Source organism: Kitasatospora sp. RG8, assembly GCF_017813315.1.
In the GTDB taxonomy this organism is placed as follows: domain Bacteria; phylum Actinomycetota; class Actinomycetes; order Streptomycetales; family Streptomycetaceae; genus Kitasatospora.
On the sequence record NZ_JAGIYX010000014.1, the window covers coordinates 185,053 to 207,773 of the forward strand.

Annotated in this window: 15 protein-coding genes; 6 read left to right on the top strand and 9 right to left on the bottom strand. The window is 73.5% G+C overall.

What is annotated here, in order from left to right; genetic code table 11:
• Window positions 1-18 precede the first annotated feature (18 nt).
• The 6 genes from J5Y04_RS21955 to J5Y04_RS21980 all read right to left on the bottom strand — a co-directional run bounded on the left by J5Y04_RS21955 (window position 19) and on the right by J5Y04_RS21980 (window position 13,608).
• Window positions 19-1,209: a cytochrome P450 gene (locus J5Y04_RS21955; RefSeq protein ID WP_209413779.1), complete on the bottom strand. Its 1,191-nt coding sequence runs from the start codon at window positions 1,207-1,209 to the stop codon at window positions 19-21.
• Window positions 1,210-1,312: 103 nt separating this feature from the next.
• Entirely contained in the window at window positions 1,313-10,786 is a 9,474-nt protein-coding gene (locus J5Y04_RS21960) for a non-ribosomal peptide synthetase/type I polyketide synthase (RefSeq protein ID WP_209413780.1), read from the bottom strand.
• 251 nt (window positions 10,787-11,037) lie between these two features.
• On the bottom strand, window positions 11,038-11,916 hold the full coding sequence (locus J5Y04_RS21965; protein ID WP_307853235.1) for a sterol desaturase family protein: 879 nt from the start codon (window positions 11,914-11,916) through the stop codon (window positions 11,038-11,040).
• A gap of 338 nt (window positions 11,917-12,254) precedes the next feature.
• Window positions 12,255-12,650 (bottom strand): transposase, encoded by a 396-nt coding sequence (locus tag J5Y04_RS21970; protein ID WP_245205170.1) that lies wholly within the window; start codon window positions 12,648-12,650, stop codon window positions 12,255-12,257.
• A 165-nt stretch (window positions 12,651-12,815) separates the two neighbouring features.
• A complete protein-coding gene (locus tag J5Y04_RS21975; RefSeq protein ID WP_209413781.1) occupies window positions 12,816-13,070 on the bottom strand; it encodes a hypothetical protein in 255 nt (84 codons plus the stop codon).
• A 295-nt stretch (window positions 13,071-13,365) separates the two neighbouring features.
• On the bottom strand, window positions 13,366-13,608 hold the full coding sequence (locus J5Y04_RS21980; protein ID WP_209413782.1) for a hypothetical protein: 243 nt from the start codon (window positions 13,606-13,608) through the stop codon (window positions 13,366-13,368).
• A 525-nt stretch (window positions 13,609-14,133) separates the two neighbouring features.
• On the opposite strand from J5Y04_RS21980, the gene J5Y04_RS21985 reads away from it, so the two are divergent.
• Window positions 14,134-14,298, top strand: coding sequence for an LxmA leader domain family RiPP (locus J5Y04_RS21985; protein ID WP_209413783.1), 165 nt, complete (start codon window positions 14,134-14,136; stop codon window positions 14,296-14,298).
• A 293-nt stretch (window positions 14,299-14,591) separates the two neighbouring features.
• Complete coding sequence (locus J5Y04_RS21990) at window positions 14,592-14,744, top strand: LxmA leader domain family RiPP (protein ID WP_209413784.1); 153 nt, start codon at window positions 14,592-14,594, stop codon at window positions 14,742-14,744.
• An 86-nt stretch (window positions 14,745-14,830) separates the two neighbouring features.
• Here J5Y04_RS21990 and J5Y04_RS21995 read toward each other — a convergent pair whose 3' ends face one another.
• Both J5Y04_RS21995 and J5Y04_RS22000 read right to left on the bottom strand, forming a co-directional pair.
• A complete protein-coding gene (locus J5Y04_RS21995) occupies window positions 14,831-15,130 on the bottom strand; it encodes a transcriptional regulator (RefSeq protein WP_209413785.1) in 300 nt (99 codons plus the stop codon).
• Window positions 15,127-15,543: a hypothetical protein gene (locus J5Y04_RS22000; protein ID WP_209413786.1), complete on the bottom strand. Its 417-nt coding sequence runs from the start codon at window positions 15,541-15,543 to the stop codon at window positions 15,127-15,129. The genes J5Y04_RS21995 and J5Y04_RS22000 overlap by 4 nt, the downstream gene beginning before the upstream one ends.
• A 179-nt stretch (window positions 15,544-15,722) precedes the next feature.
• On the opposite strand from J5Y04_RS22000, the gene J5Y04_RS22005 reads away from it, so the two are divergent.
• The 4 genes from J5Y04_RS22005 to J5Y04_RS22020 all read left to right on the top strand — a co-directional run bounded on the left by J5Y04_RS22005 (window position 15,723) and on the right by J5Y04_RS22020 (window position 21,252).
• Window positions 15,723-16,637, top strand: a complete 915-nt coding sequence (locus tag J5Y04_RS22005; protein ID WP_209413787.1) for an ABC transporter ATP-binding protein — start codon at window positions 15,723-15,725, stop codon at window positions 16,635-16,637.
• On the top strand, window positions 16,634-17,809 hold the full coding sequence (locus J5Y04_RS22010) for an ABC transporter permease (RefSeq protein ID WP_209413788.1): 1,176 nt from the start codon (window positions 16,634-16,636) through the stop codon (window positions 17,807-17,809). The genes J5Y04_RS22005 and J5Y04_RS22010 overlap by 4 nt, the downstream gene beginning before the upstream one ends.
• Window positions 17,810-18,043: 234 nt before the next feature.
• The gene (locus J5Y04_RS22015; protein WP_209413789.1) at window positions 18,044-19,321 is read left to right on the top strand and encodes a cation:proton antiporter; all 1,278 of its coding nucleotides are present in this window, start codon (window positions 18,044-18,046) and stop codon (window positions 19,319-19,321) included.
• Window positions 19,322-20,241: 920 nt separating this feature from the next.
• Window positions 20,242-21,252 carry a LuxR C-terminal-related transcriptional regulator gene (locus J5Y04_RS22020; protein ID WP_209413790.1) on the top strand — a complete coding sequence of 337 codons (1,011 nt, stop codon included), beginning with the start codon at window positions 20,242-20,244 and terminating at the stop codon, window positions 21,250-21,252.
• A 125-nt stretch (window positions 21,253-21,377) separates the two neighbouring features.
• Here J5Y04_RS22020 and J5Y04_RS22025 read toward each other — a convergent pair whose 3' ends face one another.
• Window positions 21,378-22,694, bottom strand: a complete 1,317-nt coding sequence (locus J5Y04_RS22025; RefSeq protein ID WP_209413791.1) for an NAD(P)/FAD-dependent oxidoreductase — start codon at window positions 22,692-22,694, stop codon at window positions 21,378-21,380.
• Window positions 22,695-22,721 lie beyond the last annotated feature (27 nt).

Consider the following 22,721-nt stretch of genomic DNA (forward strand, 5'->3'; position numbering starts at 1 on the left):
GCATTTCCTGACGGTCCGTCACCACGCCACCGGGAGCGCCTGCAGGCCGTTGACCATGGCGTCCGCCTTCCAGTGCAGCTCGTCCTCGGGGACGGCCAGCCGCAGACCGGGCAACCGAGCCAGCACCGTCCCGATGGCCACCTGGAGCTCCAGCCGGGCCAGGTGGGCGCCGATGCAGTAGTGCACGCCGTGGCCGAAGCCGATGTGCGGGTTGCCCGGCCGGTCCAGCACGAGGCGCTCCGGCTCCTCGAAGACGTCCGGGTCGCGGTTGGCCGCGGCGGTGGCGATCATCACCGCGTCACCGGCCCGGACGACGACCCCGCCCAGCTCGACGTCGGCCGTGGCGTACCGGGGCAGGCTGAAGCCGGTGAGCAGCGGGACGTACCGCATCAGCTCCTCGACGGCTTTCGGGATCAGCTCGGGCTTCTCCCGGAGGCGGCGCAACTCCTCGGGGTTGACCAGGAGTTGGTGGAAGAAGTTGCCGATCTGGTTGGTGGTGGAGACGAAGCCGGCGATCAGCAGGTCGCAGGCGATCGAGAGCAGTTCCTCCTCCGTGATCAGGCCCTGCTCGCGGCAGGCCCGGACGAGCACCGTCAGCAGGTCCTCGCCGGGCTCGCGGCCGCGCAGGTCCAGCACCCCGGCCATGTACTCGATGAACGCCCGGCCCTCCAGGGCGAGCACCTCGCCGGGGGTGACGGCGGAGAGCACCGTCTCGGCCCAGTGCCAGAGCATCCGGTGGTCCTCGGCGGGGATGCCGAGCACCTCGCAGATGATGGTGGTCGGCATCGGGATGGCGAAGTCCTCGACCAGGTCGGCCGGCGGGCCGGCCGCCACCATGGCGTCGACCAGCTCCCCGGCCAGCTCCCCGGCCCGGGCGCGCAGCCGCTCGACCCGGCGGGCGCTGAACTCCCGCGCCACCAGCGAGCGCAGCCGGGTGTGCTCGGGCGGCTCGGTGGAGAAGAGGCCGGCGCCGGTGCGGGCGACCGGCCGCATCCGGGGCTGGTCCCGGCCCATCGCCTCGGCGAGGCTGAAGCGCGGGTCGGCGAGCACCGTGCGGACGTCCTCGTAGCGGGTGGCCAGCCAGGCGCCGTCGCCGTAGGGCAGCCGGATCCTGGCCAGCGGCTGGTCGCGCAACTCGGCGTACCGGGGGTGGAGTTCGAGACCGGGCGACTCGAAGGGGTAGGCCAGCGGCCGGTGCTGCCGGAGCATGGGGAGGTCCGCCTCTCGTGGGGGGCTGCCGGGGGGCGGCAGCCGGGTGCCGGCGGCCTCGGGCCGGCCGGCCGGGGCCTGCGCGGCCCGGGGGTCCGTGGTTTCAGGACGCATGGACGCCACCCCCGGCGAGGATGTCCCTGGCCAGCCCGGCGTTGCGCTCGACGTACCCGTGGTCGAGCATCTCGGCGTGGCTGCCGAAGCCCCGGAACACCGCCGTCCCGGTGGCCGAGCTGCCGTGCCAGGCGCCGTACTGCCCGGCCGCGTGGAGGGCCACCTTGGCATCGTCGGAGATCACGCTGACCGGCGCGGTGATCACCCCGAGGTTGGGCGTCCGGCTGCAGAACCGCAGGTAGTCCCGGGCCTGTTCGCGGGTCTCCTGCGCGACGACGTCCGAGCCGGTGTGCCGCTGGAGGTGCTCGGCGAGCTCGTGCTCGAAGGCCCGGACGTGCTCGTCGCCGAGGGTGAAGGACTCCGGGATCCGGTGCGAGTCCATGATCACGACGTTGGGCACCGCCCGGCCGCGCCGCTCCAGCTCCTTGGCCACCTCGAAGGCGAGGTTGCCGCCGAGCGAGTAGCCGAGCAGGGCGCAGGGCCCGTCCGGCTGGACGGTCTCGATCAGGTCGGCGTAGCGGCCGATCTTGTCGTCGCCCGCGACGTAGTTGAAGGCGACCATCCGGTACTCCGGCAGGTGTGCCGCGAACTGCCGGTAGACCAGGCCGTGGCCGCCGGCCGGCGGGAAGCAGAAGAGGGTCTGCTGCTGCTCCCGGTTGAACCAGAGGTACGGCTGGGCGCCCTCGATCCGGCCGGTGATGATGTGCTCCACCGTCTTCGCCATCCCGTGCAGGGTGGTCACCCGGAACAGCTGGCTCACCGGGATGCTGATGTTGAACTCGCCCTGCAGCCCGTGGATCAGCTCGATCAGCTTGATCGAGCTGCCGCCGCACTCGAAGAAGTCGTGCTGGAGGCCGGGCTCCCCGATCCCCAGCAGTGCCCGCCAGTGCTCGGCCATCCGGACCTCGTAGAGGGTGACCGGCGGTTCGGCGGCCTGCTCGGCGGCGTCCGCCCGGGGGGCGGGGAGCGCGGCGACGTCCACCTTGCCGTTGGGGGTGAGCGGCAGTGCGGGCAGCTCGGTGAAGTGGGCGGGGATCATGAAGGTCGGCAGGTGGCCGGCCAGGTGGCGGCGCAGCTCGCGGCGGTCCAGCGTCCCGCCGGGGGCCGGCACGCAGTAGGCGCAGAGCACGCTGTCGCCGCTCCCGTCCGGCCGGACGGTGACCACCGCCCGGTCCACCCCGGGCCATTCGGCGAGCCGGGTCTCGATCTCGCCGAGCTCGATCCGGTGGCCGCGCACCTTGATCTGGGAGTCCGCCCGGCCGAGCAGGTGCACCCCGCCCCCGGTGTCCCAGCGGGCGAGGTCCCCGGTGCGGTAGAGCCGGACCGGCTCGGTGCCGTCCTCCCCGCCGACCGGCAGGGTGACGAAGCGCCGGGCGGTCTGTTCCTCGTCGCCGACGTAGCCGAGGGCCACCCCGGAGCCGCCGATGCACAGCTCCCCCGGCACGCCGGGCGGGACGGGCCGGCCCTGCTCGTCCAGCAGGTAGAAGGCGCTGTTCGGGAACGGCCGCCCGATCGGGACCATCCGGCCGGGCTCCAGCCCGTCGACCGGGCCCTCGAAGTAGGCGCTGTCGATGGTGGCCTCGGTCAGGCCGTAGGAGTTGACCAGCCTGGTCCGCGGGCCGCAGAGCGCCTGCAGCCGCTGGTACTCCTCGACCTTCCAGACGTCCGAGCCGACGACCAGCAGCCGCATGAAGTCCAGCCGCAGGCCGGTCCGCTCGCAGTGGCCGACGACCGTGCGGACCACCGCCGGGACGAACTCCGCGGCGTCCACCCGCTCGGTGCGCATCACCTCGTACAGGCGGGCGGTGTCGAACAGCAGCTCCCGGCCGACCAGCACCAGGGTGGCGCCCGAGCAGAGCGCACGGACCACGTCCCCGGTGAAGACGTCGAAGGAGGTGCCGGCCATCTGGAGGTGGACCCGGGCGTCGGTCTCCAGCCGGTACTCGTCGCGCCAGGCCTGGTAGGCCGAGGCGAGGTTGCGGTGGGAGACCCGCACCGCCTTGGGACGGCCGGTGGAGCCGGAGGTGTAGATGACGTACGCGGGGGCGTCGAGGTCGGCCGGCGCGTCCTCGAACGCCGCGAACGCCGCGGACGCCGCGGACTCCGCGGACGGGCGGTCGAGTTCGGAGGGTGCGACGACCCGCGCGGGCAGCCCGGCGAGCCGCTCCGGGTCGCCGATCAGCAGCCCGGCTCCGGCGTGCTCCACCATGTAGGCCAGCCGGTCGGCGGGGTGGCCCGGGTCGAGCGGCAGGTAGGCCGCGCCGGTGCGGAGCACGGCCAGCAGGGCGGTGATCAGCTCCGGCGACTTCTCCAGGCAGAGGCCCACCACCGAGCCCGGCCCCGCCCCGAGCGCCCGCAGCCGGGCGGCCGCCCGCCGGGAGCGCCCGGCCAGCTCGCCGTAGTCCATCCGCGCGGTCGGCCCGGCCTCGGCCGGGGCGGCGACCGCGGGTGCGGACGGGTCCTCGGCGGCGGCCCGCAGGATCAGCTCGTGCACCGGCTCCTCGTGCGCGACCCGCCGTTCGGCCCCGCTCCACCGCCGGAGCACCAGGGCGCGCTCCTCCCGGCCGAGCAGCTCCAGCCCGGTGGCCGGGTGGTCGGCGGCGGCCGCCGTCAGGCCGTCCAGCAGGTTGACGTAGTGCCGGGCGAGGCGGGCCGCGGTCTCCGGCAGGAAGAGGTCGGTGTTGTACTTGAGGACGCAGTGGAAGCGGCGCTCCGCCTCGTCCTCGTAGGCGGACAGCGTGAGGTCGAACTGCCCTTCCTCCTCCGGGAGTTCGATGTACTCCAGGCGGTACCCGTACTTCTCGGTGGCCACCTTGTGGTGGAGCAGGATGAACATCGCCTGGAAGACCGCGGAACGGCTCGGGTCGTGCTGGAGCCCGAGCTTCTCCACCAGCAGCACGAAGGGGTACTCCTGGTTGTCCAGGCCGCCCAGCACGGTGGTGCGGACCTGCGCGAGCAGTTCGGCCACCGTCGGCGCGCCGGCCAGCGAGGCGTGCAGCGGCAGCGGGTTGACGAAGTAGCCGTAGACGCCGGCGAACTCCTCGTCGGTGCGGCCGGTCACCGGGCTGCCGACGACGATGTCGTCCTGGCCCGAGTAGGCGTGCAGCAGGAGGTAGTAGGCGCTGAGCAGCACCATGAAGACGGTGACGTTGTGCTCGCGGGCTAGCGCGTGCACCCGGGCGCTCAGCTCCTCGTCCAGGACGAAGAACTCGGAGGCGCCGTTGTGCGTCTGCACCGCCGGGCGCGGCCTGTCGGTGGGCAGGCTGAGGACCGGCACCTCGGCGGGCAGGTGCGAGCGCCAGTAGTCGAGCATCCGCGGCGCCTCGCGGCCGGCCAGGAACGCGTTCTGCCGGTTGAGGAAGTCGAGGTAGCGGGCGCCGACCGGGGGCAGCCCGGGCGCCCGGCCCTGCCGCAGCCCCTCGTAGACGGCGAGCAGCTCCTCGATGAAGGTGAAGGTGGAGATCGCGTCCGAGATGATGTGGTGGACGGCCTTCATGATCACCCAGCGGGCCGGGCCGCGCCGGAACAGCCGGAACCGCACCAGCGGGTCCCGCTCCAGGTCGTACGGCTCGCGGTACTCGCGGACGATCAGGTCGTGGACCTCCGGCCAGTCCAGTCCCTCGACGTCGAAGACCCCGAAGTCCGGCTCGGCCACGGCGGCGACCCGCTGGACGGCCCGGCCGCCGTCGAGCACGAAGTTGGCCCGCAGGCTGGGGTGGCGCTCGACCATCGCCCGGAAGGCGGCGGCCATCAGCTCCGGCTCCAGCTCCACCCGGACCTCGACCGCCCCGCCGATGTTGTAGGCGAAGCCGTCCGGGTTGAGCTGCTTGAGGAACCAGAGCGCCTTCTGGTTCTGCGTCAGCGGGTGGCTCGACTCGTCCTCGTACCGGACGACCCCGGCGCCGGCCGCGCCCGTGCCGTCCTCCTCGATCAGCTCGGCGAGGCCCGTGTGCAGCCGGTCGACGAGCTCGGCGACCGGCGCGTCCGAGAGCAGCGCCACCACCGGCGGGGCGGTGCCGAGCTCGGTGTTGAGCCGGGCCCGCAGCTCCATCGCGAGCAGCGAGTCCAGGCCGAGGCCGCTCAGACCGGTGGCGGGTCCGACCTGTTCGGCGGGCACCCGCAGCACGGCGGCGGCCAGTGCGGTGAACCGCTCGGTGAGCAGTGCCCGGCGCTCCTCCTCGCCGGCCGCCCGCAGCGCCTCCAGCAGGCTGCCGCCCTGCGGCGCCGGGGCGCTCGCCGTGGCCGCGGCCGCCAGCTCGGCGACCAGCGGCGGCGGGGCCGGGTACCAGGAGAGGAAGACCGGCCAGTCGACCACGGTGGCGACCAGCAGCTGCGCGCGGTCCTGGCCGAGCACCCGCTCCAGCACGGCCATCCCGGCCTCGGGCGCGAGCGAGCTCATGCCGCGGCTGTTGCGGTAGTGGTCGATCAGGCCGAGCTCCTCGATCATCCCGGTGGCCCACGGGCCCCAGTCGAGGCTGAGCGCGGGCAGGCCCAGGGCCCGGCGGTGGTGCGCCAGAGCGTCCAGGAAGGCGTTGCCCGCCGCGTAGTTGGTCTGGCCGGCGGTGGTCAGCAGCGAGGCGATCGAGGCGAACAGCACGAAGTGGTCGAGCGGCTCGTCGGCGAGCTGCCGGTGCAGGGCGAAGGCGCCCAGCACCTTGGGTCCGTGGACGGCGTCGAACACCTCGCGGCCCAGGTCCGGCACCAGGGTGTCGCGGACCTGCCCGGCCAGGTGGAACACGCCCCGGATCGGCGGCGACTCCAGCGCCCGGTACCCGGCGAGCCAGGCGCCCAGCGCCGCCTCGTCGGTGACGTCCAGCGGCACCGGGACGGGCTGGGCGCCGAGCGCCTCCAGTTCGCGCAGGAAGGCGGTGTTGCGCGCGGCCGGGCTCGCCGGGTCGAGGCCGCGCCACTGCTCGCGCGGCGGCAGCGGGCTGCGGCCGACCAGGATCAGCCGGCGGGCGCCACGGCGGACGAGGGTGCGGCAGAGCAGCCGGCCGAGCGCTCCGAAGGCGCCCGTCACCAGGTAGGCGCCGTCCGGGCGCAGGCTCGGCGGCAGCGGCCCGGTCAGGCCCTCGGCGGGGCGCAGCCGGCTGGTCAGCCGTCGACCGGCCCGCAGGGCGATCTCGTCCTCGTCGGCGAGCCCGAACTCGCGCAGCAGGGCGGCCGCCTCCTCGGCGGGGTCGCCGGCCGGGCCGAGGTCGACCAGCTTGCCGGGGTGGCCGGGCAGCTCCTGGTGGCGCAGCACCCGGCCGATGCCCCAGGCGGGGGCGCCGAGCGGCTCGACCGGCTCCCCGGGCGTGGTGGCCTGGGCGGTGCGGGTGACGATGTGCAGCCGGGCGCCGGGCAGTTCGGCGGGCAGCAGGGCGGCCAGCGCGACCAGGCTGTACGCGCCGGCGCCGGTGTGGCCGGCCACGGCGGCGTGGTCCGCCCCGGCCAGCGCGGGCCGGTCGAGGTTCCAGAGGTGGACGACGGCGGCCGGGTCGGCGGCGCCCTCGGCCCGCCGGTCGGAGAGCAGCCGGCGCAGGTCCTCACCGGAGCCTGGGTCGACGGTGGCCGGCCGGCCGTCACCGGCGGGCCGGTAGCCGCTGCCCGGGCGGACGAGGGTGCAGTCGCCGCCGCGGGCCGCGATCCGGGCGGCCAGCTCTTCGGCGACGCCCCGGGCGTCGGCGAACAGCAGCCAGTGGTCGGGGTGTCCGGCCAGTGGCTCGGAGGCGTCCGGGCCGTCCGGCAGCGCCGTCCAGACGGGCTCGGCGAGCCAGCCGTCGATGGTGGCGAGGCCGACGGCGGTGGGGGCCCTCTCCACGTCGGCGGCCCGGAAGCCGGTGATCCCGCCGAGCGGCACGCCGTCCTCGTCGTAGACCGCGAGGTCGCCGACCAGCTCGTCCCCGTCGTCGCGGGTGACGGTGGCGTGCACCCAGAGCGGGCGCTCGCCCACGGCGTCCAGCCGGACCTCGTCGATGGCCAGCGGCAGCCTGATCCCGGTGCCGGCCGGGGCCTCCACCAGCAGCTGGGGTGTCAGCAGGGTCTGGAAGAAGGCGTCCATCAGCACCGGGTGCACCTGGTGGCCGGCGCCCTGCCCGGCGATCGCCGCCGTCGGCCGGACGGCCGCCAGCGCCTCGCCCGGGCCGATCCAGACCTCGTGGATGCCCTGGAAGGCCGGGCCGTAGTGGTAGCCGAGCCCGGCCAGCGCGGCGTAGCAGTCGGGGCCGGCCAGGTGCCGGAGGGCGCGGTCGCGGACGGCACCGGCGTCCAGCCGGTGGCCGGGGCGGCGCCGCTGGCCGGGGCGGACGGTGCCGGCGGCGTGGACGGTGCGCTCCTGCCCCTCGCCGGGGCCGGTGGTGGTGACGGTGAAGGCGCCGTTCTCGGCGGAGAGCGTGAACCGGACGGCACGGCTCTCGCCGTCCGGCAGGAACAGCGCCTTGCGCAGCTCGATGCCGGCCAGCGCGGCATCGGTGCCGCCGGTCAGCGCGCGGACGGCCTGGACGGCCATCTCCAGGTAGCCGGCGGCGGGGAAGAGCACCTGGCCCTGGATGCGGTGGTCCTCCAGGTAGGGCAGTGCCTCGGCGTCCGGCCGGGCCTCCCAGGCCGGCTCGGCACCGGCGAGGCGGCGGCCGAGCAGCGGGTGGTCCTGCCGGCCCTGCCGGACCTGCTCGACCGGCCGAGGCTCGACCCAGTGCCTGTCCCGCCTGAACGGGTAGCGCGGCAGCGGGACGGGCCGCCCGGCGGGCTGGAGCACCGACCAGTCGACCTCGACCCCGAGGTTGTGCAGGGCGGCCAGTGAGGTGGCGAAGGCCGCCTGCTCGTCCTCCTGGCGGCGGATCGAGGCCAGCGTGCAGACCTCGGGGCGGTCGGCGTCGGCGGGCCGGGCCGCCACCGTCTCCTGGATCGAGCGGCCCAGCACCGGGTGCGGCCCGATCTCCAGGAAGAGGCTGAACCCGTCGTCGTCGAGCCGCTCCACCGCCTGCTGGAAGCGGACGCTGTCGCGCACGTTGCGCCACCAGTAGGCGGCGTCCAGCTCGGTGCCGTGCGCGGTGCCCTCCCGGCCGGTCAGGTAGAGCGGCACCTGTGCGGGGCGGGCCTTGAGGTCGGCCAGCGACTCCAGCAGCTCGTCTTTGATCAGCTCCATCCGGGCGCTGTGGTACGGCACTTCGACGGTCAGCGGGCGGGCGAAGACCTGCTCGGCGGTGAGCGCCGCGGCCAGCTCCGCGAGCACCGTCGCGTCCCCGGCGAGGGTGAGCGAGGCGGGGCTGTTGACCGCGGCCACCGAGACCGCGTCGCCGTACGGGCGGAGCAGGCGGACCGCCTCGGCCTCGGGGAGTGCGACGGCCAGCATGCCGCCGGTGCCCGCCAGCCTCTGCTGGAGGCGGCTCCGGTGCACCACCACCTTGACCGCGTCGGCCAGGTCGTAGACGCCCGCCTCGTAGAAGGCGGCGACCTCGCCGGTGGAGTGGCCGACGACCGCGTCCGGGCGGACGCCGCGGCTGCGCCAGAGCGCCGCCAGGCCGACCTGGACGGCGAAGTTGGCGGGCTGGGCGAGCCAGGTCTCGGCCATCCGGGAGTGCGTCTCGTCGGCGGCCAGCTCCTCGACGAGGGACCAGCCGGTCAGCTCGGCGAGGTGCCCGGCGCAGGCCTCGACGGCCTCCCGGTAGACCGGCTCGGCCTCGAACAGCTGCCGGCCCATCGCCCACCACTGCGGGCCCATGCCGGTGAAGACCCAGGCCAGCCGGCGGTGCCGGGCCTCGCGACGCCGGCCGGTCAGCACCCGGGGGTGCGGCTCGCCGCGCAGGTAGGCGCAGAGCGCCTCGTCCAGCGACTCGCGGGAGTCGTGCACCACGGAGAGCCGGGCGTCGAGGTGCTGGCGGCGGTGGGCCAGGGTGTGGCCGAGGTCGGCCGGCCGGGCCGGGACGCCGCCGCGGACACCGGCCAGCTCGCCCCGGATGCCGGCCGCCAGCTCGGGCAGGGCGGCGGCGTCCCGGGCGGTGAGCGGCAGCACGGTGTACCCGGGCGGCCGCCCCGCCGGGACGGGCTCCGGCTCGGGCTCGGGGGCGGCCTCCAGCAGCACGTGGGCGTTGGTGCCGCCGAAGCCGAAGGAGTTCACGCCCGCCCTGGCCGGGCCCTCGTGCGCGGGCCACGGGGTCGGCTCGGTCGGGATCCGGTACGGCAGCGCGGCCGGGTCGATCGCCGGGTTGAGCGTCTCCAGGTTGATGTGCGGCGGGATCAGCCGGTGCTTGAGCGCCAGCGCGGACTTGATCAGCCCGGCCAGGCCGGAGGCGGACTCGGTGTGCCCGATGTTGGTCTTGACCGATCCGACGTAGCAGGCGTCGCCGGGGCGGCGGCCGATCGCCAGCGCCCGGGCCAGGGCGTTCGCCTCGATCGGGTCGCCGACCGGGGTGGAGGTGCCGTGCGCCTCGACGTACTGGAGGCTGCCGGGTGCGATCCCGGCCTCCGCGCAGACCCGCTCGATCAGGGCGACCTGGGCGTCCGGGTTGGGCACGGTGATGCCGTTGGTCCGGCCGTCCTGGTTGACCCCGCTCCCGATGACGACGGCATGGACCGGGTCACCGTCGCGCAGGGCGTCGGAGAGCCGCTTGAGCGCCACCACGGCGACGCCCTCGGCGCGGACGTAGCCGTCGGCCGAGGCGTCGAAGGTGCGCGAGCGGCCCTCCGGGGAGAGGAAGCCGCCCTTGGTCTCGGCGATGGTGTACTGCGGCGCGATGTGCAGCAGGGTGCCGCCGGCCAGCGCGAGGTCGGTCTCGCCGCGCAGCAGGCTCTGGGCGGCCAGGTGGACGGCGACCAGGGAGGAGCTGCACGCGGTGTCGAGGGAGACGCTGGGGCCGCGGAAGTCGAAGCAGTGCGAGATCCGGTTCGACACCATCGTCATCATCGTGCCGGTCGCGGTGTGCGCGGCCAGGGTCTCGAAGGAGAGGTCCGAGAACTGCACGATCTTGTAGTCCAGCGTGAACGCGCCGACGTAGACGCCGACCTCGCGGCCCGCCAGCTCGGCCGGCTTCTGCCCGCCGTCCTCCAGCGCCTCCCAGGCCACCTCCAGCAGCTTGCGCTGCTGCGGGTCCATGTGGTCGGCCTCGCGGCCGCTGATCCCGAAGAACGCCGGGTCGAACTCGTCGAAGCCGTCGATGTAGCCGCCCCGGCCGCCGACCAGCCGGCCCGGCCTGGCCCTGTCCCGGCTGCCCAGGGTGGCCACGTCGTACCGGCTGCGCGGGGTCGGGGTGATGCAGTCCTTGCCGTCGACCAGGTTCTGCCAGAAGGACCGGTGGTCGTTGGCCCCGCCCGGCAGCCGGCAGCCGATGCCGATGATCGCGATGCGCTCGGGGCCGTCGGCGGCGGGGGCGGCCGGGGTACTCCGGGCGAATGCGGGCCGGACGGGGCGGGCGGGACGGGCGGTGTCGGAGGGGGCCGGGGAATCAGAAGGGCCGGGGGCTGCGGCGAGGCGTGAATCCGTCATGGTCGAGTCCTTGTGTTGCTGCGTTCGCGCGCGCGGCACGGGCGAGGGAGGGCCGCGCGGGCACGGGGACGGCGGCCGTGGCCCGGCTCCGGGCAGGCCGGGGAGGGCGGGCCGGAGCCGGGCAGGCCGGGGAGGGCAGGACGGGGGAGCGGGGAGAGCACGTACGGATGGACTTCGGCGGGGCAGCCCGCACGGGCCGGCCCGGCGGGGAGGACCGACGGGGAGGACCGACGGGGAGGACCGACGGGCCCTCAGGCCGGGGAGTCGTCGACCCGGACCGGGCGCACCGGCCGCCTCCAGGGCTGGAGATGACTGGTGATCACCTCGTCCGTCCGCGGGAACTCGGACGGGTGCCGCAGCCCCACCACGGCCGGCCGGCGGCCGGGCCGCCAGGTGAAGCTGCCGAAGGCGTGGTCCCAGACGGAGAGGTCGGAGCCGAAGTGGCCGGCCTCCGCCAGGTCGGCGCTGTGGTGGAGCCGGTGCTGCTCCGGGCCGGCGAAGACGTGGTTGAGCACGCCGAGCCGGACGTCGACGTTGGCGTGCACGAAATAGCCCTGGGCGACCACGAAGAGACCGACCACGAACACCGACTCCGCCGAGAAACCCGCCAGCGCGAGGGAGAGTTGGACCGCTCCCTGGGTGACCAGCACGTCGACGACGTGGTTGACGCCGTTGTTGGCGACGTTGACCTTCCCGGGCACGTGGTGCACCCCGTGCAGCCGCCAGAGCCACCGGTTGGAGTGGCTCCAGCGGTGCACCAGGTAGTTGGCCAGCGAGCCCAGCAGCAGCGCCGCCGGGATCTCCGCCCACAGCGGCAGCGTCGGATGCGGCGGCGCCAACCACCCGACGGCGGCCGTCACCGGCAGCTGCGCCAGCGCCCCGCCGACCATCGTCAGGACGAAGTAGACGCCGTACCAGCCCCATTCGCCGACGGTCGGCTGCCACTCAGGTTCGTACGGGATCAACCGTTCCAGGGCCGTCAGACAGCCGATGGTGCCGAGCAGGAAAAGCTGGCTGGTCCGCCCGAGGTCCCAGCGCCAGCGCAGGGCGGCGACCGATATCGACACGACGGTGACCAGCAGGGTCGGGTAGGCGACACGACGCAGCACGGCGCGCAGCTTCCCACTCACGGCTACCCCCTTCGCGGTCCGGCACCGAACGGTCACCGAAAGCAATCGTTCCGATACTAACGGTGCCCTGAAGCCGAAGCGGGGGATTTTGGAAAAGATTCACAAGCGTCAGAATTTGTCGGATAATAAAGGGGGAAAATATCGGCCAGAATGGCGCGGAATCCGAGCAGATATCTTTGATGATCGGATGAGCAACCCGGTCGGCCAGGACCCGCCGGACCCCGCCTCGGGCGCCACATCGGACGCGCAAACCGCAAACGCAGGCCGGAAAACGCAGGCCGGAAACGCCACCGCTCCGGCGTCCGCATCAGGGACACCGGAGCGCCGGGACCGGGCCGTCAGGCCCCGGAGGCGGAACGCTGCGCCGGCACCACGCCGTTGAGACGCGCCTGGCCGAGCGCGTGCGCCTCGCCCCTGCCGCGCCCTCCGAGGGGGGCGCGGGCGGGCCCGCCGGCGCCCGCCCGCGGGCGCATCGACTGGCGGATGGCCTGCAGCTGCAGGTAGGAGTCGCCCAGGGCGCCCTTCAACCGGGCTATCTCCTCCCGGAGTTCGGCCTCTCGACTGGCCTGCGGGTCCGAGGTCGCCTCAAGTCCGCCGCAACCGGCCTCGATGAAGCGGCGCTTCCAGTTGCTGATGGCCTGCCCGGTGACTCCCGCGGACCTGGCGGCCTCGGCAGCGGTGGTCTCGCCCGCCAGGATGGACAGGACGATGGCGGCCTTCTGATCGGAGGGCATGGCTGGGGGCCGGGGCACGGTGATTCTCCCTCGTGTCGTTGTCGTCGTTCGCTTTCGTGGTGACCCGCGGGCACGCGGGCATCGGGGGTGAGCTCAGGGTCGTCGGACACGGGCACTGCGCGTCGGCCCGCCCGCGCGCCCGGACCACCGCACGGCGGAGCCGGATCAGGCGGGGACCCGGGCCCAGCCGCGCAGGGTGGACTGGGCGAGGGCCGCGTCCACCGCGAGGGCCACCTCGGCCGGCGAAGCCTCCCCGGGCAGGGCCAGGGCCAGTACGGCGCTCGTCGGCGTGCACTCCAGCCCGGCGCACGTCCACCGTGCGGGCAGGAGCGCGACCAGCCGGACCGCGGCCAGCTCCGACGCGGCGCCGTACGGGACGTCGGCCGTGGCGACGATCCGCACGCGATGGTGAGTGGGCATTGACGGGTCCTTGTGACGAGGCGGGTGGGCGGTGGGCGACCCGGCACGCTTGCCGGGTCGCCGATGCTCGTGACTGCCGTGCCCCGGACGGCGGTTGCACGGCCGTCCGGGGAGTGGCGGTGATCACGCCCGGTCCGCGGTGCGGCCTGCCGGGACGGCCGCGCGCCCTCCGGCGCCCCGGTCGAGGGGCACCGGCCCCGCCCCGTCGTCGCCGGCCGGAGCGATGCCGCCTCCCCCGTCGTCCGTCAAAGGCCCCGCCGTGCCGCCGGCCCGGCCGGCGGAGCCCCGGGGCGGCTCACCCCCAGTCGTGGAAGTCCATCCCGAGCAGGTCGACGACCAGGGGGAGCACCTGGTCGAGCGCCAGGTCGGGGAGAGAGCTCGCGGTCGGCGCGCTGACGACCGGCGCCGGCTCGACGGCCTGGGCCGTGCCGACGGTACAGAGCGTGAGGGAGGCCGCTCCGAGCAGCGAACAGACCACGGTACGACGGATGGTGCCCACCCTGCGGGCGACCGGCTTCGAACGGAACATCTCGCGCATTGCTCTCTCCCCGTTGGCATTGCTGGTACTTGGTGGTTCTCGCCTTGCAGGGACAACTCTGCCAACGCCGGGCCCCCGGTTCGAGAGCCGGGGTTCGCATACTCCTGCAGCCGGCGGTGCCACATGCTGCACATGTTCCCAGCAGGCTCCCAGGAAGGCTCCCAGGCACTTCCCACAGCGTGGTGACCATCCGTCAGGCGGCGGCCGGGGAAGCACCGCCAAGGTGTCACGGCAGACCACCGCCTCCCGGCCGCCGGTTCCCGGCAGCCGGGGCGGCCCGCCGGCGCGGCCGAACCACGCGCCTTTCCGCCCGCCGGAGCCCCGAAAGCCCCGGTCAACTTTCCGGTCCGCTTTCCTTTTCGACGCGAACCGGCTGGTCAGCCGTCGTGCCGATGCAAGGAATGGATCGAAGGCTCATCGACGCGACCCCCCGGCCGATGCTGAACTTCTCTCACAACAACCGCACCGCCCGGTGAGGTTGAAGGAAAAGCGCCCCTCCGGGGGCGCCACCCGAAGGAGATTCCCATGACCGAGAAGCTCATCGCCGGTTACGCCGCCTACACCGACGCCAACGAGTACGGCACCACCGCCCTCAGCGACGCCCCGGGCTCCGCCGAGTCGGTCAGCTGGGTCATCACCGCCGCGTCGCTGGGCTTCAGCGTCGCGGCCACCTGGGACAACGGCTGCTGATCAAGCACCCCGGCCCAGAGGTGCGACGCTCATGACCGGGCACATCCCGTGCGGAGGGTGGCGGCGGATGAAGGAATTCACCGCGCCGTGCGCTCCCCCGGACAGTTCAGGCCCGCGCGCCGAGGTTCGTCCCTCGGCCTGCCGGCGGAATGTCCGGGCAGGCAACCCGCCCTTTCCCGTCGTCTATTGAGATGCGCACCTTCCTGGTGCGGCTCTCAGAGGGAACCGCACCGCGGAATTTCCCCGTTCCGTTCCGAACCCTTCGGAACGGCTCACCAGAAAAGGATCACCCCATGAACGAGAAGCTCATCGCCGGTTACGCCGCCTACACCAACGCCGACGAGTTCACCGCGGACGCGCTGGCCGAGGCCCCGGGCTCCATCGAGATCTCCGTCATCATCGGTTCGTTCGTGGCGTCCGCCACCACGTACGACATCAAGTGCTGATCTTGTGACCTCATCTCAACGGGGCGCCGTCCCTCCCGGAGACGGCCCCCGTTGAGGCAGCACCAATCGCCGGCCCGCCCCGCCTCTCAGGCGTGGCGGGCGGCGCTGTCGGCGATCTCCTGCAGCGCGGCCATGTGCCTGACCAGGGCACCGCGGCCGGCGTCGGTCAGCGCAAGCCATGTACGGGGCGTCTTTCCGGCGTACCCCTTGCGGACCGCGACGTAACCCTTCTCCTCCAGTGCCGAGGCGTTCTTGGAGAGGTTCGAGGGCGAGAGGTCGCAGTACTCCTGGACGGCCCGGAACTCCGCCTCGTCACATCCGGAGAGGAACGCCGCGATCCGGATGCGGGTGACGGTCCGGAACGCGTCGTCCAGTTCGGCCGTCATGCGCGAACCTGCTTCTGCAGTGTGAACCAGGTGTAGCCGAACACGACCACGCCCAGCCCGGCCCAGATCCACCGGAGGTCCGGGCTGACGGCCAGCGCGCAGATCACGATCACCGCACAGGCGTTGATGGTGCGACTGCGCCGGCGACGGGCGGGGCCGCGCAGACCGGTGACGCCCTGCCCGGCCCGGATGCGGGTCAGGATCTGGTCGGCGGCCAGGGCGAGGAGGATCCCGGTACCGATGGTCAGCACCTTCAGCCAGGCGGGCGAGGGGCTGAGACCACCCAGCGCCACCGCGGCACCCACGAGCAGCCCGCAGGTGGGGGGCGCCCAGGCCGGCAGTCGGGGTTCGACCGAGGCCCGGTAGGACAGGTGGGCCTGCTCAAGCTCGCGTCGTGCTTCTTCAGCGTCCATGGTTGCCAGACTGGCATGGACTTTCCTGTTTTTCAAGTAGTAGATTCGCGGAACGCACTGTCCGCCGTATCCCCCAAAGGACCCGGCACCGTGCCGACCCCCGGCAGCCCTCGGCGCAGCGGTCACCAGGCCCGGCCTCCCACCGCCGCCCCGCCCAGCCCCAGGAAGAGAGAACGGACTTGAATCCGCTGGAGATCGACTCCCTCTCGAAGCGCTACGGAGAACGCCAGGCGCTCGACGCGCTCTCCTTCACCGTGCCGCCCGGCGAGATCTTCGGGTTCGTGGGCAGCAACGGGGCCGGGAAGACCACCACCATGCGCATCGCGGTCGGCGTGCTCGCCGCCGACGAGGGCGAGGTCCGCTGGGGCGGCACCCCGGTGAGCGTGCGCGACACCGCGCGTTTCGGCTACATGCCCGAAGAGCGCGGCCTGTACCCGAAGATGACGGTGGCCAAGCAGCTCGTCTACCTCGGGCGGCTCCACGGCCTGTCGGCCTCCGAGGGGCGCGACGCCATGGTGCGCTGGACCGAGCGCCTGCACCTGTCGGAGTACCGGGACAAGACCGTCGAGTCGCTGAGCCTGGGCAACCGGCAGCGGGTGCAGCTGGCTGCGGCCCTCGTCCACGACCCCGACGTGCTGATCCTCGACGAGCCGTTCTCGGGGCTCGACCCCTTCGCCGTGCAGGACATGAGCGCGGTCCTGAAGGAGAAGGCGGCGCAGGGCACCCCGGTGCTCTTCTCCAGCCACCAGCTGGAGCTGGTGGAGAAGCTGTGCGACCGCGTCGCCGTGGTCCGCCGGGGCAGGCTCGCCGCGTGCGGCAGCCTCGACGCGCTGCGCTCCCAGGCGCCGGCCCGCATCCACCTCGTGGTCGAGGGCGCCGCCGCAGACTGGCCGGACGGGGTGGACGCGGTCGCGTCCTACGAACGGCTCGACGACGGGGTGCTGGTGGAACTGACCGGCACCCACACCGAGAACGACCTGCTGCGGGCGGCCATGCCGCACGGAACCGTCCGCCGCATGACCTGGCACCAGCCGACGCTCACCGACATGTTCTGCGACCTGATCGAGTCGCCGGAAGGCGGTACCGACCGATGACCCCAGCCTCACGCACCCACCGCTCCCGGTCCTGGCAGGACGTCCTGCTGGTCTACCGGCGGGAGGTCGGCGCGCGCCTCGCGAGCAAGGGCTACTTCGTCGGAATGGCGGTCATGGTCGCGGTGGTCGCCGCGCTGGTGGTCGGGCTCTCCGCGATGGGCGCCGACAAGACGTTCACCGTCGCGGCCTGCGGTGCCCCGCAGTCCGCGTTCGGGGTCACCGCGAAGGAGGTGCGGGTGCAGGCCTGCTCGGGCCTCGACCAGGCCCGGGAGCAGACCGACGGCAAGCAGGTCGACGCCGCGGTCGTGGTCGCCGGCGGCCGCGTGTCGGTCCTGGTCCGCGGCAACAGCGACCCGCAGGCCCAGCAGGCGGCCGTCGCGATGAGCCGCACCTGGGCCATGTCCCGCGCGCTGGAGGCCCAGCACGTCGACCGGCCGGGCCTGGAAGCCGCCCTCGCCGACGCGGCACCCGAGATCGTCACCGTCGGCAGCAGCCCGCCCACCAAGGAGGTGGCGGCCGCCGTCAGCCTGCTGGTCGTCCTGTTCATGCAGATCATCGGGCAGGGCTCGCTCATCGCCCAGGGCGTGGTGGAGGAGAAGTCCACCCGCATCGTCGAGGTCCTGCTCTCCACGCTGACCCCGCTGCGGCTGATGACCGGCAAGGTCGCCGGCATCGGGACGGCCGCCGTCCTGCAGATCGCCGTGCTGGTCGGTGCCATGGCCGGCGCCGGTGCCGTCACGGGCGGGTCCTCCACCTCCCTGCCCGGTACCGGGGCGATGCTCTCCCTGATGGTGTGGTTCCTGCTGTCCTTCGCGCTGTTCGCCGGTCTCTTCGCGGCGGCCGGATCGCTGGTGTCCCGCCCGGAGGAACTGCAGTCGGTGCTCATGCCGGTGATGGTGCTCGCACTCGTCCCGGTGGGGGTCGTCGCCGTCGCCGCGGGCGACCTGTCGGCCCCCTGGGTGGGCGTCCTGCAGTACATCCCGCCCTTCTCCGGCATGCTGATCCCGCTCCAGGCCAGCGTCGGAACCGTCTCCGTGACCCAGCAACTGCTCGCCGCCGGCGTGATGCTGGCGGCGACCGCGGGCTGCATGTGGCTCGCCGCCCGGGTCTACCGCGCCTCGATCCTGAAGATCGGGTCCACCGTCCGCTGGCGCCAGGCGCTCGCCGCGTAGACGGACCAGTCGTCCCCCCTCATGTCGCACCCCCCGACGAGGGCGGGCGTGCCCGGGGGAAGCGGCCCCCTCGCTTCCCCCGGGCCTTCCTCGCACACCTCCGCGTCGTCGCCGGACACCTCCGCGTCACCGCCGCAGGCCCCCGTGCAGCCGCCGGAGGCCTCCGCACCCCCGCCACAAGCCTCCGCGTCGGTTCCGCGAGCCTCCGCGCCCAGCCGTAGAAGGGTTTGAACGATGCTGTTCCTGCACGTGGCGGCGGTCCTCGCCGTCGTCCTGGTGGCCGCCAAGGCCGGGCGCGAGGCGGCCCGCCTGCTGCGCCAGCCGGAGGTCATCGGCGAGATCACCATGGGGCTGCTGGCCGGTCCCGTCGCCCTGGCCCTCCTGGGCCCGGACACCTTCGCCTCCGTCCTGCCGAAGGCCGTCCTCGACGATCTGAAGCTGGTGGGCCAGGCCGGCCTCGTCCTCTTCCTCGTCGGTCTCGCCCATCACATGCGCCGCGGGTCGGTGCACCTGCCCAGGCGGGCGGTCGGCTGGGTGGCGGCCGGCTCCCTGGTCCTTCCGCTGCTGAGCGGGGTGCTGCTCGCGGTCTGGATCCTCACCCGGGAAGGGGCCGCCGTCCGCGGCACGGCCCCCCTGTCGGCCTTCGTCCTGATGGTGGCCGTGTCGCTGTCCATCAGCGCGGTGCCGGTGATGGCCCGGATCCTGGACGCGCGCAGGATGCAGGACTCCACGGCGGGGGCACTGACCCTGTCCTCGGCGATCGTCATCGACGCCGTGGGCTGGCTGCTGCTGACGCTCGCCGTCTGCCTGGGCGCGGGCAGCGTCGCCGGGTTCCTGCACTCCCTGCTGGCCCTCGCCGTCGCCGGGGCGTGCGGGCTCGCCATCCGGTTCGGCCTCGCGACGGCCCGGGCGCGCAGCCTGTGCGTGCGGGCCCCCCGCACGGCGGCCGTCGCCCTGGGCGCCGCGGCGATCGCCGTGGCCGTCACCGTCGAGCACATGGGGATGACGGCGATCCTCGGGGCTGCGGTGGTGGGGCTCTCGATCCCCTCGGACGAGTCCTCGCCCTGGAGCCGCACGGTGGAGCAGGTCTCGCGCGCGGGTTCGGCCGTGGTGCCCGTCTTCTTCGTGGTGACCGGCATCAACGTCTTCAACAAGGCCTACGCCTCGACCCCGTGGGGCCTGATCACGGTGGCGGTCCTGCTCGGCATCGTCGGCAAGACGGCCGGCGGCTACCTCGGGGCGCGGCTCGGCGGCCAGTCGCGCCGCGACGCCCAGCAGATCTCCGTCCTGATGAACACCCGCGGCCTCACCGAACTGATCGCCATTCAGGCCGGGCTCCAGGCCGGCATCCTGACGGGCCCGCTGGTCCTGGCACTGGTGCTGATGGCCCTGGCCACCACCGCGATGACCGGCCCGCTCCTCGCGTACATGGAGCGTTCCGGGGCGCGGCTCCCCGCGCCGGGGGCTCCGGAGCTCCGGGCGCCGAGGGCGGTGGCGCGCCAGGGTTCCTGAGCGCACGCCCCGTGCGCCCGTCGCGGGCGAACACCCCGGGCGCGGCGCCCCGTGCACCCGTCCCGAGCAAGCCTCCTGAGCACAGGTCGGACCCCGTCGCCCTCGGGCGGCGGGGTCCTCCGTCGTTTCCGGGGGTGCACCGGCACCCGTTCCGGACCCCTACCGTCCGGTACGCACGGTAGGGCGGCGCCTACCCGGCGTCGCGATTGCGCATGTGAAACATGGGTGCATTCTGCCATGGACACGTCCTTCCGCGGGGCCCGTCGCCCCGTTCGGGCCGCCCGCATCCTGGCAGGCCAAGCGCTGCCGACGCCGTACGAACCGTTCCCGGCCGGCCGCCGTCCGGCGGCCGGGACGCTCGGTCCACGAGTAGTTGACACTTCTATAGCGCTGCGGTGAGGATCTAGCCGATGGCGGGCCCAGGTATCGACCCCGGTCCGCTTCGGCATCCTGGGGGAACATCCATGCGCGGGATCCACACCACCGCATCCGTGGGTCGGTTGACGCGGCCCGCCGACGTACCGGCAGCTCCTCCGACTGTGCGCCACCCGCTGCCGCGCGGCGCGTGCACGACCGCGCCGGACCCGGATGCATCGGCGTCCGGCCCCGGACGACCCCGGGATTGAGGTCCGGCACCGGGACGCGTGCGACCGCCACGCGGCGGGACCCCGCGACCCGGAGGAGACCGACCCTGCACTCCTGATCGGGTTCCTGACCAGAACCCGATCCATCCGCACTGTGCCCCGGCGCCGACGACCGGTGCCGGGTACCGAGGCGAGCGCCGTGGCTGCGGCCAGAGTCCGGCGCGCATCGCAGCGCCTCCCGCCGGCGCCTGTTTCCCCTCCAGTGCGGCATGGACCGGCCCCGCACGCCGGAACCAACTGGAAATGATCACAGCCGTGCGCGGCGAAGGGGGAAACATGGGCGAGCCCAGTCTGGCGTTCCTGGGAGTCGACTCCGACGACGAGGAGCTCTACAGACGGCTGCTGCGCGCGGGCGAGAAGGGCCGGGCGGCGTTCGCCCTGAACAGGTCGCAGGACGTACGGCAGGTGCAGGAGTCCTGCGCGCGGCTGACCACCCTCGGACTGGTCCGGGAGGGGTCGGACGGCGTGCTCCACCCGGTGCCGCCCGCCAAGGCGGTGGAGGGGCTGGTGGAGACGAAGGTGCGCCGGCTCCGCGACGACCTGGAGGGACAGGTCGCCGCCAGGGACGTGGTGGGCTCCCTCATCAACGAGCACGGCGGTCGCGCGGCCGACACCCGGGCCGCGGACACCGGCGACGCGATCCAGCACCTGGAGGGCATGGAGGCGGTCAGGGCCGTCCTCGACGAACTCACCTTCTTCACCTGGGCCGAGAGCCTGACCACCAACCCGACCGGTGTGATGAGCGCGGAGAACATCGCCCACGCGCGGCCGCTGGACGAGCGGGTCCTGAGGCGGGGGGTCAGCATGCGGACGCTGCTCGGCGCGGCCGCGCTCGACGACCCGACGACGATGAACTACGCGCGGGAGCTGACCGCCAAGGGCGCCCAGATCCGCGTCTCCCACGCCCCGCTGGAACGCCTGATCATCTGCGACCGGTCCGCCGCCCTGACCCCGCTCGACCCCTCCCACACGGCCCGCGGGGCCGTCCTCATCCGGGAGTCGGGCCTGGTGTCCGCCCTGGTCGCGCTCTTCGAGCGGATGTGGAGCGGCGCGCAGGAGCTCCCCGCGGCCGAGGACGCGGAGTCCGACGCGGCGGAGGCGCTCAGCCACCTCGAACGCAAGGTGCTCAAGTCGCTGTACACGGTGGACAAGGACGAGAGCGGCGCCCGCGACCTCGGCATCTCGGTGCGCACCTACCGCAAGCACGTGGCGACGCTGATGCGCCGGCTGGACGCGACCAACCGGGTCCAGGTGGCACTGCTGGCCCGCGAGCGCGGCTGGCTGTAGGCCCGCCGGTGCCGGCCCGCGACGACGGGCCGGCCGGGCGCACGACCGGGCCGGGCCCGTCCGTGTCAGGACGGGCCCGGCCCGGTCTCCGTCGCAGGGGGGCTCCCCTCCTGCGACGCGGTGTCTCAGACGCCGGCGCCGACCGCCGCCGCGGCCCGCTCGGCGGCGATCTTCTGCCGCTCCAGCATGATCTCCTGCAGCCCCTCCATGCCCATGGGGTCGAAGTTGACGAGGTCCGCCACCGCCCCGATCCCGGAGATCAGGGCCATGAAGCCGACCCGGGAGGACTTGGTGTAGACGTGGGTGATCTCCTGCGCGCGCTGCATGTACTCCTCACGCAGCCGGTTGGGGTCCATGAAGAACCGCACGTACGACAGGATGTCGGAGAAGAGCTGGCGGTAGACGGCCTCGAAGCGCTCCAGCGCGTGCACCTCGTTCGCCGGGTCGGTCAGGGCGACGTCGATGGCGCGCGCCGCCAGCCACGCGCCCGAGGTGCCCAGCCACACGCCGGAGGAGAACAGCGGGTCGATGAACGCCGCCGCGTCGCCCACCGCGGCCCAGCCGGGGCCGAAGAACCGGTCGCTCAGGTGGGACCAGTCCCGTGCCGTCCGCAGCTCCACGGAGGCTTCCGCGTCGACCATCGTCCTGGCCATGATGCTGGCTTCCAGGCCCTGGGCGAAGACCTCCCGCTGGCTCAGCCCCTGCCGGGTGGCCTCGCTCAGCTTCTCGACCGACAGGACGTAGCCCAGGGACAACTCGGTCTTCGACAGCGGGATGCCCCACATCCACCCCCCGCCCTCGATCGCCTCGACGAGGATGTCGTTCGGGTCCTCCAGCGGGGTGTAGTTGTCGTAGTAGCCCCAGATCGCGACGTTGCGCAGGTCCTCCTGCCACTGGGTCTCGGTCAGCTTGCGCGCGACGGTGCGGTTCTGCCCCGAGGCGTCCACCACGAAGCGGCTGTCGACCTGCCGCGTCCGCCCGGCGTGGGTGTACACGACGCCGGTCACGGTGCCGTCCGCGTCCCGCAGGACCTCCGTGACGTGGGCCTCCTCCCGGACCTCGGCGCCCAGCTTGCGGGCGTTGTCGAGCATCAGCTCGTCGAAGTCGCTGCGGGTGACGTGCCAGGCGTGGTCGTACGTCGAGCCGGCCGCGGAGAAGTCGCTGCGCCACGGCTGCGGGTCCTTGCCCCACCGCAGCGAGATGCCGCTCTTGCGCTGGTAGCGGGCGTCCAGCTCCTCGACCAGGCCGAGCTCCTCCATCAGCGGGGTCATCCCGGTGACCAGCGACTCGCCGATGTGGTACCGGGGGAACCGCTCGCGCTCCAGGATCAGCACGCGGTGGCCGGCCTTGGCGAGCAGGGCGCCGGAGGTGGAACCGGTCGGCCCACCGCCGACCACCACGACGTCGTAGTTCTCGGTCTCGGGGTTCTGGATCTCGGACATGCGCAGAAGTCCTTCCTAGCTGGAGTG

Coding starts and splice junctions, on each gene's coding strand:
- J5Y04_RS21955 (WP_209413779.1), bottom strand. CDS start 1,209: ATGCTCCGGCAGCACCGGCCGCTGGCCTACCCCTTCGAGTCGCCCGGT.
- J5Y04_RS21960 (WP_209413780.1), bottom strand. CDS start 10,786: ATGACGGATTCACGCCTCGCCGCAGCCCCCGGCCCTTCTGATTCCCCG.
- J5Y04_RS21970 (WP_245205170.1), bottom strand. CDS start 12,650: ATGCCCTCCGATCAGAAGGCCGCCATCGTCCTGTCCATCCTGGCGGGC.
- J5Y04_RS21975 (WP_209413781.1), bottom strand. CDS start 13,070: ATGCCCACTCACCATCGCGTGCGGATCGTCGCCACGGCCGACGTCCCG.
- J5Y04_RS21980 (WP_209413782.1), bottom strand. CDS start 13,608: ATGCGCGAGATGTTCCGTTCGAAGCCGGTCGCCCGCAGGGTGGGCACC.
- J5Y04_RS21985 (WP_209413783.1), top strand. CDS start 14,134: ATGACCGAGAAGCTCATCGCCGGTTACGCCGCCTACACCGACGCCAAC.
- J5Y04_RS21990 (WP_209413784.1), top strand. CDS start 14,592: ATGAACGAGAAGCTCATCGCCGGTTACGCCGCCTACACCAACGCCGAC.
- J5Y04_RS21995 (WP_209413785.1), bottom strand. CDS start 15,130: ATGACGGCCGAACTGGACGACGCGTTCCGGACCGTCACCCGCATCCGG.
- J5Y04_RS22000 (WP_209413786.1), bottom strand. CDS start 15,543: ATGGACGCTGAAGAAGCACGACGCGAGCTTGAGCAGGCCCACCTGTCC.
- J5Y04_RS22010 (WP_209413788.1), top strand. CDS start 16,634: ATGACCCCAGCCTCACGCACCCACCGCTCCCGGTCCTGGCAGGACGTC.
- J5Y04_RS22015 (WP_209413789.1), top strand. CDS start 18,044: ATGCTGTTCCTGCACGTGGCGGCGGTCCTCGCCGTCGTCCTGGTGGCC.
- J5Y04_RS22020 (WP_209413790.1), top strand. CDS start 20,242: ATGGGCGAGCCCAGTCTGGCGTTCCTGGGAGTCGACTCCGACGACGAG.
- J5Y04_RS22025 (WP_209413791.1), bottom strand. CDS start 22,694: ATGTCCGAGATCCAGAACCCCGAGACCGAGAACTACGACGTCGTGGTG.